Genomic DNA, 3,317 nt, shown 5'->3' on the forward strand with positions numbered 1-3,317 from the left:
GTTGCCTTGGTGCGGCCGGAGGAGACGAACTCCACCTTGTTCGGCTTGATCAGTTCCTGCCAATTCTTCTGGATCATGTTTTCTGCCTTCCGTTCGTTGTCACCATCCAATCGTGACAACCGAGCCCCGAAGACCGGGAGAATGCCAATGCACCCTCACCGGCATGTTGAATGCAAATGATCAGACGCGGCGCTTCTTGCGCGGGCGGCAGCCGTTGTGCGGGATCGGGGTCACGTCGCGGATCGAGGTGATCATGAAGCCCGCAGCCTGCAGCGCGCGAAGAGCGGATTCACGGCCGGAACCCGGACCGCAAACTTCGACTTCAAGCGACTTCATGCCGTGTTCCTGTGCCTTCTTGGCGCAGTCTTCAGCGGCGATCTGTGCTGCAAACGGGGTCGACTTACGCGAGCCCTTGAAACCCTTGGCACCGGCAGACGACCAGGCAATCGCGTTGCCCTGTGCGTCGGTGATGGTGATCATGGTGTTGTTGAACGACGAGTTGACGTGCGCGACGCCAGACGTGATGTTCTTGCGTTCGCGACGGCGAACGCGGGTGGCTTCCTTGGCCATAGGATCCCTTTCTTAGATCTCTGCACCGCCGTAATTCCAGCGGCTCCACCGGGAAAAGGATTTGACGTCCCCTGCCCTGCATCTTCATTTCCCGCAGAACGGAACTCCGCCCTGCGAACGTGCCGTCCGACCGGACCGGTCGAACAAAGGTCGGGCGAACGCCCTTCCAAACTGCAAAAGGAGGCCGGCGTTTGACACCAGCCTCCCAATCTCCCTTTTCGGGAAATTACTTCTTCTTACCGGCAATCGCCTTCGCCGGACCCTTGCGGGTGCGGGCGTTGGTGTGGGTGCGCTGACCGCGAACCGGCAGGCCACGACGGTGACGCAGGCCGCGGTAGCAGCCGAGGTCCATCAGGCGCTTGATGTTCATCGAGGTCTCGCGACGCAGGTCACCCTCGACCTGGTAGTCGCGGTCGATCGTTTCGCGGATCTGCAGGACTTCAGCGTCCGTCAGCTGATGCACGCGACGGTCAGCCGGAATACCGACCTTCTCGACGATTTCCTGTGCGAATTTCGGGCCGATCCCGTGAATGTACGTCAGCGCAATAACTACGCGCTTTGCCGTCGGGATGTTGACGCCAGCGATACGTGCCACGTCTATTCTCCTTGCGTTCCAGTTGCCATCCGGCAATAGGTGCTTCGTTACGCGACCTCGAAGAGCCGCACGTTGATTGAGGTTCGAGACACGTCAAAAACGACCGTACCCGGACTTCATTTTCTTTGAAGACCGCGCCGACCGCTCTCATGTCGCGAGTTGGCGCTGTCTTTGGCGGAATCGGCCGGAAAAGTCAACTCCCCGGCAGTTCCTTTTCGGCAAAGACCAGTGTCTAAGCCAGAATCTTCTCGATCTCGGCGGTCACGGTGTTCACATCCGCCATGCCATCGACCGTTCTGAGCTGTCCCGTGCCGGCATAATGCTCGGACAACGGCGCAGTCTTTTCGCGGTACTCGGTCAGGCGGCGCTTGAACGCCTCCGGATTGTCGTCCGAACGGACCGCACCGCCAGCAGCGATGGTTTCCGCTACGCGATTCTCCATGCGCTTAACAAGGGCCGTCTCGTCGACCTTGAGCTCGATGACTGCATCGAGCTTCAACCCCTTGCCTTCCAGCATCTTTCCGAGCGCGATCGCCTGCGGCACGGTGCGCGGGTAGCCATCGAGGATGAAACCCTTCGCACAGTCCGGCTGGTCGATACGGTCTGACACGATCTCGTTGACGATCTCGTCGGACACCAGCTGACCGGCATCCATGACCGCCTTGGCGCGCTTGCCAACTTCGGTCGCCTGGGCAACGGCGGCCCGCAGCATGTCACCTGTGGAAAGCTGCGGAATGCCGTATCTCTCCGTCAGAAGCTTGGCCTGAGTCCCCTTGCCAGCGCCCGGCGGTCCCAAAAAAATCAGTCTCATCGTCCCCTCTTTCCTCCGCGCAGCTTCGACTTCTTGATCAGCCCCTCATATTGCTGTGCGATGAGGTGGCCCTGGATCTGTGCTACCGTATCAAGGGTGACGCTGACAACAATCAAAAGCGACGTACCACCAAGGTAGAACGGCACGCCGGTCTGAGAAATCAGAACTTCCGGCAGAATGCAGACGAAGATCAGGTAAGCCGCACCGATGACGGTGATGCGCGTCAGGACGTAATCGATGTACTCGGCGGTGCGCTCGCCCGGGCGAATGCCCGGAATGAAGCCGCCATGCTTCTTCAGATTGTCGGCCGTATCCTTCGGGTTGAAGACGATCGCCGTGTAGAAGAAGGCGAAGAATGCAATCATCGCGCCGTAGAGAACCATGTAGAGCGGCTTGCCGTGGCCGAGCGCGCTGACGATAGACGTCGCCCAACCCGGCAGCGCTGCCGTGTTGGCAAAGCCTGCAAGCGTTGCCGGCAACAGCAAGAGCGACGACGCGAAGATCGCGGGGATAACGCCAGAGGTGTTGAGCTTCAGCGGCAGGTGCGAGGTATCGCCCTGGAACATGCGGTTGCCGACCTGGCGCTTCGGATACTGGATGAGCAGGCGCCGCTGGGCGCGCTCGACGAAGACGATGAGCGCGATGACGGCAACGACCATGAGGATGATCGCGATGATCAGCGGCGTCGACAGCGCGCCGGTGCGGCCAAGTTCGAGCGTTCCGGCCATTGCCGTCGGCAGATGCGCGACGATGCCGGCAAAGATGATCAGCGAAATGCCGTTGCCGATGCCACGCGAGGTGATCTGTTCACCGAGCCACATCAGGAACATCGTGCCGCCGAGCAGCGAGATGACCGTGGAAATGCGGAAGAACCAACCTGGATCGTTCACAAGGCCGTTGCCGCTCTCGAGGCCGACGGCGATGGCGTAAGCCTGCGCCGTGCCGAGAAGCACCGTGCCGTAACGGGTGTACTGGTTGATGATCTTGCGACCCTGCTCGCCTTCCTTCTTCAGCTGTTCCAGCGCCGGAACGACCGACGTCATCAGCTGAACGATGATCGAGGCAGAGATATAGGGCATGATGCCGAGCGCGAAGATCGCCATGCGCTCAACTGCACCGCCCGAAAACATGTTGAAGAGGCCGAGGATGCCGCCGCTCTGTCCGCGGAATGCCTGGGCAAACGCGTCCGGATTAAGGCCGGGCAGCGGGATATAGGTGCCAAGACGGTAAACCAGAAGCGCACCAAGCGTGAACCAAAGACGTTTCTTCAGATCTTCCGCCTTGGCGAAAGTCGAGAAATTCAGGTTCGAGGCGAGCTGTTCCGCTGCAGAAGCCATGCAA

Annotated in this window: 4 protein-coding genes and 1 pseudogene; all 5 read right to left on the reverse strand. The window is 60.1% G+C overall.

The window, feature by feature from the left end; all coding sequences use genetic code 11:
* Positions 1 to 110 (reverse strand): annotated as a pseudogene (locus VGO12_RS11240) (DNA-directed RNA polymerase subunit alpha); the annotation flags it as partial.
* Between the two features lie 70 nt (positions 111 to 180).
* Positions 181 to 570, reverse strand: coding sequence for a 30S ribosomal protein S11 (gene rpsK, locus VGO12_RS11245; protein WP_003536496.1), 390 nt, complete (start codon positions 568 to 570; stop codon positions 181 to 183).
* 226 nt (positions 571 to 796) lie between these two features.
* Positions 797 to 1,165, reverse strand: coding sequence for a 30S ribosomal protein S13 (gene rpsM / locus VGO12_RS11250; RefSeq protein WP_052638152.1), 369 nt, complete (start codon positions 1,163 to 1,165; stop codon positions 797 to 799).
* Between the two features lie 232 nt (positions 1,166 to 1,397).
* Entirely contained in the window at positions 1,398 to 1,976 is a 579-nt protein-coding gene (locus tag VGO12_RS11255; RefSeq protein WP_327512830.1) for an adenylate kinase, read from the reverse strand.
* The gene (gene secY, locus VGO12_RS11260) at positions 1,973 to 3,313 is read right to left on the reverse strand and encodes a preprotein translocase subunit SecY (RefSeq protein ID WP_327512831.1); all 1,341 of its coding nucleotides are present in this window, start codon (positions 3,311 to 3,313) and stop codon (positions 1,973 to 1,975) included. The genes VGO12_RS11255 and secY overlap by 4 nt, the downstream gene beginning before the upstream one ends.
* Positions 3,314 to 3,317: the final 4 nt, after the last annotated feature.

Source organism: Ensifer sp. (genome assembly GCF_035999135.1).
Taxonomy (GTDB): domain Bacteria; phylum Pseudomonadota; class Alphaproteobacteria; order Rhizobiales; family Rhizobiaceae; genus Ensifer.